Source organism: Megasphaera sp. NM10 (assembly GCF_000417505.1).
GTDB classification, from domain to species: domain Bacteria; phylum Bacillota; class Negativicutes; order Veillonellales; family Megasphaeraceae; genus Megasphaera; species Megasphaera intestinihominis.
This window is the reverse complement of sequence record NZ_APHY01000006.1, coordinates 1-14921: the sequence shown is the minus strand read 5'-3', so window position 1 is coordinate 14921 and position 14921 is coordinate 1. Positions and strand designations below refer to the sequence as shown.

The 14921-nt window shown below is 56.4% G+C and carries 16 protein-coding genes and 5 tRNA genes; 17 read left to right on the top strand and 4 right to left on the bottom strand.

Features of this window, described 5'->3' with window-relative positions:
- Window positions 1–21: 21 nt before the first annotated feature.
- The 6 genes from NM10_RS01420 (at window position 22) to pta (ending at window position 1863) form a co-directional block, all read left to right on the top strand.
- Window positions 22–97 (top strand) — tRNA-Asn (locus tag NM10_RS01420).
- Between the two features lie 3 nt (window positions 98–100).
- Window positions 101–175, top strand: a tRNA-Gln gene (locus tag NM10_RS01415).
- A gap of 5 nt (window positions 176–180) precedes the next feature.
- Window positions 181–256: transfer RNA gene (locus tag NM10_RS01410), tRNA-Lys, on the top strand.
- A 14-nt stretch (window positions 257–270) separates the two neighbouring features.
- Window positions 271–346: transfer RNA gene (locus NM10_RS01405), tRNA-Glu, on the top strand.
- Window positions 347–353: 7 nt separating this feature from the next.
- A tRNA-Val gene (locus NM10_RS01400) sits at window positions 354–429 on the top strand.
- Window positions 430–828: 399 nt separating this feature from the next.
- Complete coding sequence (gene pta / locus NM10_RS01395) at window positions 829–1863, top strand: phosphate acetyltransferase (RefSeq protein WP_020309844.1); 1035 nt, start codon at window positions 829–831, stop codon at window positions 1861–1863.
- A gap of 207 nt (window positions 1864–2070) precedes the next feature.
- Here pta and NM10_RS01390 read toward each other — a convergent pair whose 3' ends face one another.
- On the bottom strand, window positions 2071–2499 hold the full coding sequence (locus NM10_RS01390) for a hypothetical protein (protein ID WP_020309843.1): 429 nt from the start codon (window positions 2497–2499) through the stop codon (window positions 2071–2073).
- Between the two features lie 220 nt (window positions 2500–2719).
- Here NM10_RS01390 and NM10_RS01385 point away from each other — a divergent pair, with 220 nt between their 5' ends.
- The gene (locus tag NM10_RS01385) at window positions 2720–4108 is read left to right on the top strand and encodes an NAD(P)/FAD-dependent oxidoreductase (protein WP_020309842.1); all 1389 of its coding nucleotides are present in this window, start codon (window positions 2720–2722) and stop codon (window positions 4106–4108) included.
- Between the two features lie 6 nt (window positions 4109–4114).
- On the opposite strand, the gene NM10_RS01380 is transcribed toward NM10_RS01385, so the two are convergent.
- From NM10_RS01380 to NM10_RS01370, 3 genes are all read right to left on the bottom strand, one after another.
- A complete protein-coding gene (locus NM10_RS01380; protein ID WP_020309841.1) occupies window positions 4115–4813 on the bottom strand; it encodes a response regulator transcription factor in 699 nt (232 codons plus the stop codon).
- Window positions 4791–6290, bottom strand: a complete 1500-nt coding sequence (locus tag NM10_RS01375; protein ID WP_020309840.1) for a sensor histidine kinase — start codon at window positions 6288–6290, stop codon at window positions 4791–4793. Before NM10_RS01375 ends, NM10_RS01380 begins: the two co-directional genes overlap by 23 nt.
- 229 nt (window positions 6291–6519) lie before the next feature.
- Window positions 6520–7263 carry a hypothetical protein gene (locus NM10_RS01370; RefSeq protein WP_020309839.1) on the bottom strand — a complete coding sequence of 248 codons (744 nt, stop codon included), beginning with the start codon at window positions 7261–7263 and terminating at the stop codon, window positions 6520–6522.
- Between the two features lie 259 nt (window positions 7264–7522).
- Between NM10_RS01370 and selD the strand changes: the two genes are divergently transcribed.
- From selD to selA, 10 genes are all read left to right on the top strand, one after another.
- Window positions 7523–8560 carry a selenide, water dikinase SelD gene (selD, locus tag NM10_RS01365; RefSeq protein WP_081638986.1) on the top strand — a complete coding sequence of 346 codons (1038 nt, stop codon included), beginning with the start codon at window positions 7523–7525 and terminating at the stop codon, window positions 8558–8560.
- A 100-nt stretch (window positions 8561–8660) separates the two neighbouring features.
- Window positions 8661–9953 (top strand): adenylosuccinate lyase, encoded by a 1293-nt coding sequence (gene purB / locus NM10_RS01360; protein ID WP_020309837.1) that lies wholly within the window; start codon window positions 8661–8663, stop codon window positions 9951–9953.
- 263 nt (window positions 9954–10216) lie between these two features.
- Window positions 10217–10876, top strand: coding sequence for an aminotransferase class V-fold PLP-dependent enzyme (locus NM10_RS14895; RefSeq protein WP_256378945.1), 660 nt, complete (start codon window positions 10217–10219; stop codon window positions 10874–10876).
- Complete coding sequence (locus NM10_RS14890; protein ID WP_256378946.1) at window positions 10762–11358, top strand: aminotransferase class V-fold PLP-dependent enzyme; 597 nt, start codon at window positions 10762–10764, stop codon at window positions 11356–11358. Before NM10_RS14895 ends, NM10_RS14890 begins: the two co-directional genes overlap by 115 nt.
- Window positions 11359–11462: 104 nt before the next feature.
- On the top strand, window positions 11463–11783 hold the full coding sequence (gene trxA / locus NM10_RS01350; RefSeq protein ID WP_020309836.1) for a thioredoxin: 321 nt from the start codon (window positions 11463–11465) through the stop codon (window positions 11781–11783).
- Between the two features lie 26 nt (window positions 11784–11809).
- The gene (locus NM10_RS01345) at window positions 11810–12067 is read left to right on the top strand and encodes a TIGR03905 family TSCPD domain-containing protein (RefSeq protein ID WP_020309835.1); all 258 of its coding nucleotides are present in this window, start codon (window positions 11810–11812) and stop codon (window positions 12065–12067) included.
- Window positions 12068–12116: 49 nt separating this feature from the next.
- The gene (locus tag NM10_RS01340) at window positions 12117–12338 is read left to right on the top strand and encodes a DUF3343 domain-containing protein (protein WP_020309834.1); all 222 of its coding nucleotides are present in this window, start codon (window positions 12117–12119) and stop codon (window positions 12336–12338) included.
- Window positions 12339–12342: 4 nt separating this feature from the next.
- Complete coding sequence (gene selB, locus NM10_RS01335) at window positions 12343–13902, top strand: selenocysteine-specific translation elongation factor (protein WP_239639547.1); 1560 nt, start codon at window positions 12343–12345, stop codon at window positions 13900–13902.
- A complete protein-coding gene (locus NM10_RS14320; protein WP_239639546.1) occupies window positions 13886–14266 on the top strand; it encodes a SelB domain-containing protein in 381 nt (126 codons plus the stop codon). The genes selB and NM10_RS14320 overlap by 17 nt, the downstream gene beginning before the upstream one ends.
- On the top strand, window positions 14259–14921 hold a 663-nt coding region (selA, locus tag NM10_RS01330; protein ID WP_020309833.1), incomplete at its 3' end, for an L-seryl-tRNA(Sec) selenium transferase. The genes NM10_RS14320 and selA, both read left to right, overlap by 8 nt.

Below are 14921 nucleotides of genomic sequence, written 5' to 3'. Positions count from 1 at the left end.
TCAGCTTCGGGAAGCTATTGTTCCTCAATAGCTCAGTTGGTAGAGCAATCGGCTGTTAACCGATTTGTCGTAGGTTCGAGTCCTACTTGAGGAGCCATACAGGGGTGTCGCCAAGCGGTAAGGCAACGGACTCTGACTCCGTCATTCGTAGGTTCGAATCCTACTACCCCTGCCAATCATGATCCACTAGCTCAGTTGGCAGAGCACCTGACTTTTAATCAGGGTGTCCCGAGTTCGAATCTCGGGTGGATCACCACATTCCACATACGTGGCCCCTTGGTCAAGCGGTCTAAGACATCGCCCTTTCACGGCGAGAACATGGGTTCAAATCCCGTAGGGGTCACCACAATCATGGGCGATTAGCTCAGCTGGGAGAGCGCCTGCCTTACAAGCAGGATGTCAGCAGTTCGATCCTGTTATCGCCCACCAGGAAAAAAAGACCTGTCACTTTGTGACAGGTCTTTTTGCGTTGTTAGTGGCTAGTGGCTAATGGCTCCCCTGTGAAGGGGAGCTGGCGCCGCAGGCGTCTGAGGGGTTCTACCCATGACGAGTGATTTGCCGCCACGGTCCGCGGCCTGCGACCTGCGGCCTGCGGCGGGACGCTCAAAGGGCGTCCCCTGCAATGAACGATATAAAATACGTATCACATTGGCCTTTGGATTGCGCAATCGGCATAGTCTATTTCTTCTGCTCATTTTATATATGCGTAATAATATGTTTGATTCCTATAAATTTTGTATTATAATGGATGGTAGCGATGGGATATTTTCTTTAGCATAAGGACATATTCCTACTAATTTCTAAGAACTTACAAGGAGTGGTACCCAAATGAGATTTACAGAAGATTTGAAAGCCCGCGTTTCCAAAGCACAGAAAAAAATCGTCCTTCCGGAAACGAACAGCCGTCGTGTATTGAAAGCTGCTGAACGCGTTTTGGCTGATGGTTTTGCTAAAATCGTTCTCGTAGGTAAACTGGAACAGATCAAAAAAGATGCTGCTAAATTCCAGATCGATCTCACCGGTGTCGAAGTCGTCGACCCTGAAACTTACTATCGTATGGACGAACTTTGCGCTTACTTCGCAAAACGTCGTGAAAAGAAAGGCATGACCCTGGAAAAAGCTCGTGAAATCATGCTCAACAACTACACCTTCTTCGCAGCTGGCCTCGTTGCTCTCGGTGAAGCTGACGGCTGCGTATCCGGTGCTGCTACGACTTCTGCTGAAGTTATCCGCGCAGGCCTTCAGGTCATCGGCCCCCGTCCTGGCAACAAGACCGTATCTTCCGCTTTCATTCTCTTGACCAATACTCCGCAGTATGGCGATAACGGTATCCTCGTACTCGGTGACTGCGGCGTTATCCCCAACCCGACGTCGGAACAGCTCGCTGATATCGCTTGCATCTGCGTAGAACGCGCCCGCCGCACGGTCCAGATCCTCAATCCGAAAGTCGCTTTCCTTTCCTACTCCACCAAAGGTTCTGGCGCTGGCGAATCCGTCGACAACGTACGCCATGCTGTTGAAATCCTGAAAGAACGCAACGTCGACTTCGACTTCGACGGCGAACTCCAGGCTGACGCTGCTCTCGTACCGGAAGTTGGCGAACACAAAGCACCGGGCTCCAAAGTTGCCGGCCACGCTAACGTCCTCATCTTCCCGAACCTCGATGCTGCTAACATCGGCTACAAGATGGTTCAGCGTTTCGCTAACGCAACGGCTCTTGGCCCCTTGGTCCAGGGCTTGGATAAACCTATCCTCGACTTGTCCCGTGGCTGCTCGTCTGAAGACGTTGCTGACGTCGTTGCTGTATGCTGCTCCGATGCCATCACAGCTGACCTCTACAAAAAAGAACGTGCTCAGCAGTAATTTCGTAGTTCGTTCGTAGTTCATCGTGATAGCTTGATATTTTTCATCCTATGCAATCAACGATGAACGACCTACCGTATATATTCCAGAGCGGGCGCCCCACGTGGTCGCCCCTACAACTCAAAAGGGGTTTGTCATTGGCTAACCGCTAACCCCTAACTGCTAGCCACTTAAAAAGGGACCGTCGCACATGCGACAGTCCCTTTTTTACTTATACCGGATGCGGCGGTTGCCGACGACCATAGTCGGGCTCAGGGTGCGGTAGACCATGTACGTGAAGAACATGAAGCCGAAGAGGAAGACCAGGGCATATTCATCCGTCAGAGGGGCATCTTTGGTGAAATACCAGGCACAGGCCAGGGTCAGGATGAGGCTGGCGTACATGGAAATGGTGACACACCACGTCCGCTGGCCACGGTCGCGCATCTTGTAGAAGTCATGGAATTTGACGTACATGGCGACAGTCCAGGCGACGAGGACGACGGCCAGTACGATGGGGACAGCCACGGGAAGGGGAAGGTATAAGGATACGAGAAAGAGGACCATGAGGGCAAAAGTGCTGAGGAAAATCCCTTCCTGGCGTTTTAAATCCCGGCTGGAGTCATCAGGGACAGCCGGGCGGTTACGACGAGACATAAGTCATCATCCTTTCTATAGCGTTTTACCTCATTATAGCATAGGTTGACTTTCTTTTCACAATATGATAGCGTGAGGGGGTAAGGGCCGCTTTGCAGAGCGGCCCGCAGACCGCAGTTCGCAGGCCGTAGGGGCGACCACGAGCCACGAGCCACTTTAGAGCGCTTGCCACGTGTGAGCTCCTGTTCGCAAAGGGTCTGCCTGGAAAGGATGTGTGATTATGCATGCAGTAAAGACATATGATGTCATTATCATCGGGGCCGGTCCGGCCGGTATTTTTACGGCACTGGAACTGGCCGATAAAGGATTTAAGATCCTCATGGTCGAAAAGGGACAGGATATACGGGAGCGCATTGCGACGAGCCTGAACAAGAAGGCCCTGCCCAAGGATAAGATGCGCAATGTCGTCTGTGGCTGGGGCGGCGCCGGTGCCTTCAGTGACGGCAAACTGACGCTGACGACGGAATACGGCGGCAATCTCGACGACTATATGTCCAAGGCCGACCTCATGGACAAGATACGTTACGTCGACGACGTCTACTGCCGCTTTGGCGGTGCCGGCCGCAAGGTCTATGGCGATGAGAACAAGGAATGTATCCGCGATATCAAGCGCAAAGCGGCTGCTGCTGACCTGCGCTTCATCCCGGCCCGCATCCGCCATCTGGGGACCGATGTCAATGCCCAGATCCTGACCAATATGCGCGATTTCCTGGAAGGGAAAGTCGATATCATGGCCGATACGGCAGTCGATCACATCGTCGAAGAAAAAGGGGAAATCAAAGGCGTCCTCATCGGCGGCCAGTTCTATGCCTGCCGCTATCTGGTCAGTGCTCCCGGCCGGGAAGGGTCGGAATGGTTCGTCCACGAAGTCGAAAAGATGGGCCTCAAGCTGACGTCTAACGCCGTCGATATCGGCGTCCGCGTGGAAATGCCGGCAGAAGTTCTGGAAACGATTACCGACGTCGTCTATGAATCGAAGCTCATTTATTTCAGCAAATCCTTTGACGACCGGATCCGCACGTTCTGTATGAACCCTTATGGTTTCGTCGTCGAAGAGAATAACGACGGCCTGCTCACGGTCAACGGCCACAGTTATGCTCACAAGAAGAGCGAAAACACGAATTTCGCCATCCTCGTATCCAAGAAATTCACGGAACCTTTCCATGAACCGATCAAATACGGGAAATACATTGCCAACCTGGCCAATATCCTCGGCGGCGGCGTCATCGTCCAGCGCCTGGGAGACTTCCTCGACGGGCGGCGGTCGACGCCGGAACGCATCCAGCGGGGCCTGGTCCGGCCGACCATGCCCAATGCGACGCCAGGGGACTTATCGCTGGTCCTGCCGTACCGTCATATGCAGGATATCAAGGAAATGCTGGAAGCCCTCGATGCCGTAGCACCTGGTGCCAACTCGCGCCATACCCTGTTGTACGGCGTGGAAGCCAAGTTCTACTCGAACCGGCTGGAATTGAGCCATGTCCTGGAAACGAAGATTCCCAACTTCTTTGCCATCGGCGATGGCGCCGGCATCACCCGCGGCCTGGTACAGGCTTCGGCAGCCGGCGTGACAGTCGGTCAGGAAATCCTGCGGCGGGAAGAAAAGTAAATAGCGTCATTCTTTGAACCGGTATCCGGCACCCCAGACCGTCTCGATGTAGATGGGCTTGGCCGGGTCCGGTTCTATTTTTTCGCGGATGCGGTTGATGTGGACCATGACTGTCGCCGTGTCGCCTTCGGCGTCGAGACCCCAGACGCGCTCGAAGAGTCGGTCCCGGCTGAAGACCAGGCCGGGATGCTTGGCCAGGAAGACGAGGAGCTCGAACTCGCGGTTGGTCAGGGCGATTTCTTTTCCTTTGACGTAGACCCGGTGCTTATCGACGTAAATTTCCAGGTCGCCGCTGCGGATGACTTCGCCATCGGCCGCTTTCTGCTGGGCCTTGCCCATGAGCCGTTCATAGCGTGTGATGTGAGCCTTGACGCGGGCTACGAGCTCTGTCGGGCTGAAGGGTTTGATGATGTAGTCGTCGGCGCCGAGGCCCAGGCCGCGTATCTTGTCCATGTCTTCCCGCTTTGCCGATACCATCAGGATGGGTACTTCCTTTTCCTCGCGGATGCGGCGGCAGATGTGGAAGCCGTCGGTCCCGGGCAGCATGATGTCCAGCAGGATGAGGTCGAAATCTTCCTGCAGGGCCCGTTCCAGGCCTTTCGTCCCATCCGTTTCGATGACGCTCTCAATGGCACTGGCTTCGAGAAAATCCCGTTCCAGTTCGGCAATTTCTAAGTTATCTTCAATGATCAGAATCCGTTTCATGATATTCCTCCTCTATCCGCGGTAAGGTGATGACGACGGTCAGGCCGCCGCCGGGTGTTGCTTCTGCATGGATTTGGCCGTGCAGGGTCGTAATGATCTGTTTGGCAATGGCCAGGCCCAGGCCGCTGCCCTTTTGGACATCCGTCCGGGCGGCATCGGTCCGGTAAAAACTGTCGAATAAGCGGGGCAGGTCTGCCGCCGGGACACCTGGCCCGTGGTCGGCTGCGGTCAGGACGACGGCCTGCGGCGTTTCGGCGAGGTGCAGGTCCATGGTGACTGTAGGGCCTTCTTTATATTTCAGGGCATTTTCCAATAGGTTGTCGATGACCCGCTGGAACTGCATCCTGTCGATAGCTGTCCAGGCCGGACCGGCTGGCGGCGAATAGTGCAGGATGAGGCCCCGCTCGGCCAGGCGTTCCATGTTTTCGGCGGCGAAATCAGCGAAATAATCGCGCAGCGATACCCGTTCCATCATAAAGGATACTTGGCCCAAGTCGAGTTTGGAAAAGAGGAACAGCCTGTCGACGAGTTTTTCCAGGGTGCAGGCGTTCTGGTAGATGAGCTCGACGTAATGATGGCGCTTTTCAGCGGTCTTGGCGATGCCGACCAGGATGCCGCTGGCATAGCCTTTGAGCAGGGTCAGGGGCGTTGACAAATCATGGGAGATGCCGGCGATGAGCTCTTTGCGGTTCTGCTCATACTTTTCCTGGGCCAGGCGGGCTGAGCGCAGCTGGCGGCGCATGTGGTCGAAGGCTTCACAGGTCCGGCCGAGTTCATCGCGCGACGACAGGCGGAGCTCGTAGTCGAGATTGCCTTTCTCGATTTCAGCTGCCGCTGTCCGAAGCGCTGCCAGCGGCGTCAGTATCTGGCGGGACAGGACGCGGGACAGGATGAAGCCGCAGGCGATGATGATGGCGCTGGCCGTGCCGACGATGAACAGGAGAAGCATTTGCATGACGCCCTTGGCCATGCCTTCGCGGATGCCGCTTTTAGCAATGAACGGCGTATTGCCGGCAGCGATGACCGTCGTCCCGCTGTGGGGGGACGTGTAGCGGAAAAAGAAACCGTCGCCGTCCCAGGTCATGACCGTCTGCTGGCCATGGGCTTTTTTCAGGACCCTGTCGGCCAGACCATAAAAGTCGATGCCCGGCGTGATATAGGCGACCTGGTCGTTGCGGACGATGGCCGTGGCAATGCCCAGGTCTTCCAGGACCCGGCAGTCTTCGCGCATATCCTTGACCTTTAACGGCCCAGGCCGTTCGGCCTTGACGCGAAGGGAACTAACCGTATACTGGATGGACAGGGCCGGCCCCTTTTCCGGCCATAACGTCGTCAAATCATTGTGAGGCGATGAAAAGCGGAGTCCTGAGATGAGTAGGAATCCCAGGGCCGTCAAAATAGCGATGGGAACAAAGACCATGGTAAAATTAGTGATGAGCAGGCGGTGTCGCAGTGAAATATCACGTATATGCAGCATAAACAGGCCATCCTTTCGTAGTGATAGTTTCATTATAGAGTGATTCGTGGCTCGTGGCTAGTGATTCGTAGGGGGATGTCGCACGAAGGTTTCTGCCATCATGCGCGGCTCCTTTTTCTCTATAGTTTGTAGCATGGAGTTTGTAGTTTGTAGAAAACTAAAAACTACAAACTACAAACTTAAAACTACAAAAGAGGCTGTCTTCATGGACAGCCTCTTTTGTATCAAGCTAATCTTCAATTTCTGTATGGATGACGGTGCCGTTAGTGGCGTCTACGAGGACGTCGTAGCGGACGGATCCGGATGTGACGCGGACTTTATACATGGGGTGGAAGGCGCGTTGCGGCATAGCTCCCTGCGGCGGCTGGCCTTTCATATCCGGCTGGCCCGGTTGTCCAGAAGCAGTCATCGGCGGCTGGCCCTGGGGCGGTGTCATGGGGGCGGATTGGTTGCCGGCCTGGCCGTCGGGAGCGGCTTTGGCCGTAGCACCGGCAGCGGCATCGGCCTTTTCTTCACCAGGACGGCCAGGTTTCATGCCTTCTGGTCCGCGCTGGTCGCCTCTTTCATCGCCTTTGCGGTCTCTGTCCTTCGCTTTTTCTTTGTGGTCGCCTTTGCGGTCATCCTTGCGGCCGTCTTTCGGACCGTGCTTGGCGCTGCTCATATCGAAGAGGGCGATTTCTTTGAAATCCAATTCACTTTCGTCCTTGCCGATGGCCTGGGCGGCAGCGGCGCAGGCCTGGTCTTCACTGATGAGGGAGATGTTGTGCTGGTCGGCCTGGGCCTTGGTCATCTGGGCCATGGCGTCGACCCGTTCGGCGTGACGGGCCAGATGCTGCTGGTGCAGATAGTAGTGGCCGCCGGCCGTGGCTACGACGCAGACGACGCAGAAGGCAGCAGCGATTTTTGCATTGCGGGCCGTGCAGACTTTATTTTTAATCGAAACGAGTGTATCTTGCCATTTTTCCTGGGTCATGATGAATTCCTCCTGTCTTCAATCACTTATTCTTGACTACGAGGACAGTATAACGGATAAATCTAAAATCGAGCTAAACCAGGCCGTAAGAATTACATAAATATAGTATAATGAGTTTGTAGCCTATAGTTTGTAGCAGATGGTTTTAAATTTTTAGCCATCACTGAAAACTAAAAACTGCAAACTCAAAGCTAACAATAAGGCCGTCTTTGTACGATGACCTTATTCTGAATACTGTAACATCAAGGAGGTATCTACCATGAACGATGAACGTTTGAAATTGACTCAAATGGCGTCCTGCTCCGGTTGAGGCGCTAAGTTAGGGCCAGGGACACTGGCTCAATTGTTGGACGGGCTTCCAACACATAAAGATGACCGCCTCCTCGTTGGCTATGATAAGAGCGACGACGCGTCGGTCTATCAGGTGAGCGACGATCTGGCTGTCGTCCAAACGGTCGATTTCTTCCCGCCTATCGTCGACGATCCTTATTTATTCGGTCAAATTGCGGCGGCCAACGCCCTGAGCGACGTCTATGCCATGGGAGCCGAAGCCAAACTGGCCATGAACGTCATGTGCGTCAACCTGTCCATGGGCCGCGAAGCCGTCCGGGCTATCCTTGAAGGGGGCTACCAGAAGGCCTATGAAGGCGGTGTCATCATCACCGGCGGCCATACTATCGAAGACAAGGAACCGAAATACGGCTTGTCCGTCACGGGTTTCGTCCATCCACAGAAACTGTTGCGCAACTCGTCGGCCCGGCCTGGCGATGTCCTCATCCTGACCAAGCCCTTAGGCGTGGGCATCCTCATGACGGCAGCCCAGGGCGATTTCGTGGCCAAGCCGCTCCTGCAGCAGCTCTACGACCAGATGGCCCAGCTCAATAAAGGGGCCCGCGACATCATGGTCGGCTACGAAGTCCACAGCTGTACCGACGTTACGGGCTTCGGCCTGCTCGGCCATGCCTGTGAAATGGCTGACGGCAGTGGAACGACGATTCATTTTCAGAGTGACGCCATTCCCTACCATAAACAGGCATTGGACATGGCAGCCATGGGGCTGATTCCGGCTGGAGCCTACCGCAACCGCGACTTTGCTGCGGGACGCGTCAAGGCGGACGGCACTGATAAGCGCTTCATGGACATCCTCTACGATCCCCAGACTTCGGGCGGCCTGCTCATCGCTGTCGCTGAAAAGGACGCACCGGCCCTGGAAAAAGCCTTGAAAGACTCGATTCCCTGTGCGGCCGTCGTCGGCTATGTGACCGAGCGGGACAAATGGTCCATCGTAATCGAATAAAACTTGTAAAAACGGCTACCTTCAGCCCCATAGATAGTGTATAATAAAGTTGGTGAGTTTTTTTACCGTACTCATGTCAACTACAAAGGAGAGATCAACTGTGATTGAACGCTATACGAAACCGGAAATGGGTCATATTTGGACAGAATACAATGAATGGGATACGATGAAACAGGTCGAAATCCTGGCTAGTGAAGCACAGGCCGAACTGGGCAACATCCCGAAAGAAGCGGCTAAGGAAATTCGCGAAAAAGCTGCTTTTTCTGTCGACCGCATCCATGAAATCGAAGCGGAAACACACCATGACATTGCGGCTTTCGTCTCGACGCTTTCGGAAAATATCGGCGAAGCCGGTAAATATGTACACCTCGGCCTGACCTCGACAGACGTCAAAGACACGGCTCTGGGCTACATGCTCAAACAGGCTTCGGACATCCTCATCAAGGACCTGGAAAACTTCCACGCCGTATTGCGCCGCCGCGCCGTTGAATTCAAATATACTCCGTGCATCGGCCGTACCCACGGCATCCATGCCGAAGCGACGACGTTCGGCCTCAAGCTGTGCAACTGGATGGCTGAAATCGAACGCGACATCGACCGCATGAAACACGCCAAGGAAACGATTTCCGTCGGCAAGATCTCCGGTGCTGTCGGTACCTATGCCGACATTGATCCCTTTGTTGAAAAATATGTCTGCGAACACCTCGGCATCGCTGCTTCGCCGATTTCGTCGCAGACCTTGCAGCGCGACCGCCATGCTGAATACGTAACGACCCTGGCTGTCATTGCCAGCTCCATCGACAAGATGGCTACGGAAATCCGTCACCTCCAGCGCACGGAAGTCCGCGAAGCCGAAGAATACTTCAGCCCCAAACAGAAAGGCTCTTCCATCATGCCTCACAAACGCAATCCTATCACTTGTGAACGCATGTGCGGCTTGGCCCGCGTCATCCGCGGCAATGCCCAGGCTGCTTTGGAAGACGTCGCCCTCTGGCACGAACGCGACATTTCCCATTCGTCTGTCGAACGCGTCATCCTGCCAGACAGCACTATCGCTCTGGACTACATGCTCCAGACTTTCACCCGCGTCATCGACAAGCTCCTGGTCTATCCGGACAAGATGATGAAGGACCTCAACCTCACTGGCGGCCTCATCTACAGCCCGATCATCCTCAACACGCTCGTTGAAAAAGGCGCTGTCCGCGAACAGGCATATCGCTGGGTTCAGCGCAATGCCATGAAACGCTGGCTCGAAGGGGAAGACTTCCTGGAAAACCTGAAAAAAGACGAAGACGTCACGAAATACATGACAGCCGAAGAAATCGAAGGCTGCTTCGACGTCAAGAAGATGCTCAGCCACGTCGACACCATCTTCGCACGTTTCGGAATTTAAAAATAGTTTGTAGGGGCTCGCACGTGGCGAGCCCGCCCCGAAGATATGTAAAAAAGGGTTTGTCGTCGTGCGGCAAGCCCTTTTTTGCTGTCTCGGAAATCTGCATCCACGAAAGCCGCTCCTAACAGGAGAGGTGGCTCAAAGGGCCGGAGCAGTTAACCTCTCAGTCAGCTGCGCTGACAGCTCTCCTAACAGGAGAGCCGGGCCGCCCTTTGGGCGGCCCCTACGAACCACGAGCCACGAATCTCCCAGGAGGTGATCTTATGTATTATTTCGATAATGCGGCGACGACGGCGCAGAAGCCGGAGGCCGTCGCCCAGGCCGTTTATAATGTCCTGTCATCGGGAACCGTGGGCAACCCGTCCCGCGGGGCCCATGGCTACGCCCTGAAGGCCTATGGTATCGTCTTGCAGGCCAAGGACGATGTAAAGGCCTTGTTCCACTGCGGCCCGGAATACGATGTCGCCTTTACGCATAACTCGACGGCAGCCCTGAACATGGTCCTCAAAGGGCTCATCCATCCCGGCGACGGCGTTTTGACGACGTCGTGGGAACACAATGCCGTCCTGCGGCCGCTTTACCAGCTGGAAGCCCAAGGCGTATCCCTGGCTTTCATCGCCAGCGACAGTCCCGGCGGCGCCTTGCAGTATGACACCCTGGAAGAACGGCTGACACCGCGGACGAAATGGTTCGTCTGCAACCACGCGTCGAACGTGACCGGCAATGTTTTGGACCTGCCCCGCATCAAGGCCTTCTGCCAGCGTCACCATCTGGGCTCATCGTCGATGTATCCCAGACAGCCGGCGCCATCGACGTCGACTTATCCGATGGCATCGTCACGGCAGCCTGCTTTACGGGCCATAAGTCGCTTTGCGGGCCAGGCGGGACGGGCGGCATCGTCATCCGCCGCGATGCTCTCGTGACGCCGTACATCACCGGCGGCGACGGCGTCCATTCCTTCGAGCGGGAGCAGCCGTCGGCTGTCCCCGGTGTCTTTGAAGCGGGTACGGCCAACGTAGCGGGCATTGCCGGCCTCGACGCCGGGATAAAGCAGCTCCTGGATGGTGGCGTCGCCGCTGCGGCTGCTCATCAGGAAGCACTGGCCCGGATTTTCGTACCCGCCGTCCAGGCTATCCCGGGTATCCGCCTGTATGGCGACTTTTCCGGACCCCGCGTCGGCGTCTACAGCCTCAATATCGGCGATGCAGAATCGGCCGTCGTCAGCGACATCCTTTGGCAGACATACCAGATGGCGACGCGCCCGGCCTATCACTGTGCGCCCCTCATCCATCAGGCCCTGGGGACGGCCGTCCAGGGAGCGGTACGCTTTTCTTTTTCCCAGTTCACGACGGCTGACGACGTCCGGGCCGCTGTCCGGGCCTTGCGGGCCATTGCGGCGATGTAAGATTTTCTGGCAATCCATCAGGAAAACTTGACTGCTTTGGTATAGTAATATATAATAGATATAGTTATAAAAGACAAATAGTCAAAAGAAAGGTGGAATCTCTCATGGAATATAAATTCACAGCCGATAATTTTCAGCAGGAAGTATTGAACAGCAGCCAGCCGGTCATGGTCGACTTTTTCGCTAACTGGTGCGGCCCGTGCCAGATGATGGGACCGGTCATCGCCAATCTGGCCGAAGAATATGCCGGCAAGATTAAGATCGGCAAGATCAATGTCGACGAAAATCCGGGCGTAGCCCAGGCCTATGAAGTCGCCACGATCCCGAACCTGGTCTTCTTCAAAGACGGGAAAGTGGTCAACCGCGTCATCGGTGTCGTCCCGGACAATGTATTGAAAGAAAAATTAGACGCTTTGCTCAAATAAGCAGCTGGCGCCGGAGGAGGATTTTCATGAAAAATTATTCCTATATGACCCAGGGGACTTGTGCCCGTCAGATTACCTTCAGCCTAGAAGACGGCAAACTGCATGACGTCCATTTCGTAGGCGGCTGTCCCGGCAATACCCTGGCTCTCAGCAAGTTGTTGGAAGATACCGATGCCGCCCGGGCCGTAAAGCTCCTGAAAGGGAATCCCTGCGGTGACCGCGGTACCTCCTGTGCCGATCAACTGGCCATCGCCGTCGAACAGGCCTTGAAACAAGGCGCCTGATGGCGGAGTCAGTCTATGGCGTCGCCTGGTGCCGTCGACACGGCAGGCTATGGAAGGCGAAAAGCTGGCCAAGGCAGCCGGCCTGGCCGTGCGCATCATTCCGACGCCGGGAAAGCTCGACGCGTCGTGCGGCTTTTCCCTGCGCTATGAACTGGTTGATGAAGCGGCCCTGACAGCTCTCCTCGATGAGGAGGGGCTGGCATGGGTCGCTTTATATCATGCCTGCCGTCAGGGCCTGACCGTCACGTACACTAAAATCAGAGAAGGGTGATATTATGGCCAGACATATCGTCATCGGGACGGCCGGCCATGTCGATCATGGCAAGACGACGCTGGTCCGGGCCTTGACCGGGATCGATATGGATACGACAGCGGAAGAAAAGAAACGGGGATTGACCATCAACCTGGGCTTTGCCTGGCTCGACCTGCCTGACGGTACGCGGGCCGGCATCGTCGATGTACCGGGGCATGAAAAGTTCATCAAGAATATGGTCGCCGGCCTGCCGGGCCTCAATCTGGTCCTGCTCGTCGTCGATGCCAACGAAGGGGTCATGCCGCAGACGAAAGAACATCTCGACATCTTGACCCTTCTTGGCGTACATAAATTCATCATCGTCGTCACCAAGGCCGACACCGTCGACGACATGCTGCTCAGCCTGACCCTGCAGGACATCCGCCAGAATCTGGCCGATACGGCAGCCGAAGGGGCCCCGGTCGTCGTCACCGATGCCGTCAGCGGCCGCGGCCTGACGGAACTGGTCGATGAAATCCAGGCCATGGCAGCGACGCTGCCCATGGAAAGCGCTCAGGGGATGGGCCGTCTCAACGTCGACCGGTCGTTCTCCATCAAGGGATTCGGGACTATCGTCACGGGGACCCTCATCGACGGCCCCATGATGAATGGCCGCGAAGTCTGGCTTTATCCCGGCGGCCGGCGCCTGCGCATCCGCAATATGCAGGTCCACGAGCAGGATGTCCTGCGGGCCGACCCGCCGCAGCGGACGGCATTGAACCTGGCAGGCATTTCCTGTGGCGCCATCCATCGCGGTGACGTCCTCTGTACGGCGCCGGATTTTACAGCGACGCGGATGATCGATGTCAAAGTGACCTGCCTGGCTGACGCGCAGCCCCTTTTTCTATGGCAGCGCATGCGCCTCCTCGTCGGGACGCGGGAAGTCATGGCCCGCATCGTACCCTTGGGAGCCGAACAGATTGCGCCGGGGACGGAGGGCTTTTTGCAGCTGCGCCTGGAGCAGGATGAAATCTATGTCAAGGCTGGGGACCGTTTCATCCTGCGGACCTTTTCGCCCATGCATACCGTAGCCGGCGGGGAAATCCTCGACGCCCATCCGCAGAAACACCGCCGCTTCAAAGACGACGTCGTGACCAGCCTGGAAGCCCGCGATGCCGGTCTGACGGACGACGTCGTCGCCGGCTTCCTGCGCCTGCGCCAGGTCCCCTTTACCCAGGCTGACGTCATTGCCGGGGCGACGGACCTGCCCCTGGATAAGGTAGAGCTGGCCCTGGACCATTTGCGGCAAAATGGGATTGTCCGCCGGACCCGTCAGGGCTACATCCACGGTGACGTCTATAAGACCTGGCAGGCCAAGGCCCTGCAAGTCCTCCTGGCCTATCATAGAGAGAAACCGCTGCAGCCTGGGATTCCCCAGCCGGCCTTCCGGAGCCGCCTGCATCTCGATGAAAATGACGGGACGGCCCTATTGCGGCTGCTGACGGCTGGCGGCATCTGCCGCCTGTCCCGCCAGTGCGTAGCGGCGAAACAATTCCGTATCAGCCTTTGCTCCGTCTCAGCGGAAATTGCAGTCGGCTATTGAAAAGAAGCTGGACCACAGTGGCTATGTGCCCGTCCCGGTCCGCGACGTCCGGGCTTTGGGCCGGGAAGCCCAGGCCGTCGCCGATGCCCTCAACGGCAAGAGCCTCGTCTTCTTATCGCCTGATTTCATCTTGTCGAAGCGCTACATGATGAAAGCCGCTGAAGCGGCCTGCCGGTATCTGCAATCAGGCTGTCCGCTGACACTCGGCGATTTTCGCGATGTCCTGGGAGTCAGCCGCCAGCAGGCCCTGCTCATCCTGGAATATATGGACCGCTGTGGCATTACCCGCCGCGTTGCCGACGGGCGCCTGGCCGGACCGGCAGCCCGGAAATATGAAATAAAAGGGGAGAATGACCATGGATGAAGAACGACAGCAGCTGCTCCGTCAGCTGCCCGATGTAGACCATTTACTGCAACGGCCGGTACTGCTGACCTGGCAGGAGAGGAAATCGCGCCAGGCTGTCCGCGATGCCGTCCGGAACGTATTGGATGAACGGCGTCAGGCCATCTTGGCCGGCCAGTGGGACCAGCCTTTTTCCGGCGATGACTTTGACCGGGCCGTCGTCTCCCGCCTGCAGGCAGAAGAAACGGGCCATCTGCGCCGGGTCATCAACGCCACCGGGACGGTCCTGCATACGAATCTGGGCCGGGCTGTTTTCAGTCCGGACCTGGCCCGTCACATTGCCAATCTGGTCTGCCATTACAGCAATTTAGAATACGACCTGGCTTCCGGCAAGCGGGGATCGCGCTATGACCATGTCCGGGAACTTCTCTGTGAGCTGACCGGTGCCGAAGATGCCATCGTCGTCAATAACAATGCCGCTGCCGTCCTCTTGACCCTGTCCAGCATGGCCGCCGGCCGGGAAGTCGTCGTGTCGCGGGGGGAACTCGTCGAAATCGGCGGCTCCTTCCGGATTCCCGACGTCATCGAACAGAGCGGCGGCCGTATCTGCGAAGTCGGTACGACCAACAAGACTCATTTGTCCGACTACGAACGGGCCATCGGCGATACGGCGCCT